At 42.1% G+C, this 506-nt stretch carries 1 tRNA gene; it reads left to right on the forward strand.

Annotated elements, in window-relative coordinates:
• Positions 1-180 precede the first annotated feature (180 nt).
• Positions 181-257: transfer RNA gene (locus ACST15_RS12510), tRNA-Ala, on the forward strand.
• Positions 258-506: the final 249 nt, after the last annotated feature.

Below are 506 nucleotides of genomic sequence, written 5' to 3' on the forward strand. Positions count from 1 at the left end.
GATGAAAGCCAATAACGGGGGATTAGCTCAAAAAGCTAGGAACCTACCCTACATTAGAGGGCACAACGAACTGGCCGTCCGCGTTGAATCCGTCTTCTCCACTCGAAGAAATTAAGCGTACCGCATTGGACTAACGAGTCTAATGAATGAAGAGATTAACATTAAAACCCAATTAAAATTGGGGGATTAGCTCAGCTGGCTAGAGCACCTGCCTTGCACGCAGGGGGTCAACGGTTCGAATCCGTTATTCTCCACCAGATTACCCGATAAGCAAACGTGCTTAAAGGAATAGATTAAAAAATACCCCACTCCTACCCTTTTCAAATGAGAAAAGCGAAGGTATGTGACGATGTAGATTGATTGAATTTATTCAAGAAGATTTACACAAGGTTCTTTGACATATTGTGAGAATAAAGTAAAGAGTAAGAGCAAAAATAGATAGCGATTGCCTTCGGGCATGAAGATATTAGAGAGTAAGTGAAATAAGGGCGTATGGGGGATGCCTA

The sequence above is a fragment of the Aquirufa sp. Wall-65K1 genome, assembly GCF_054558475.1.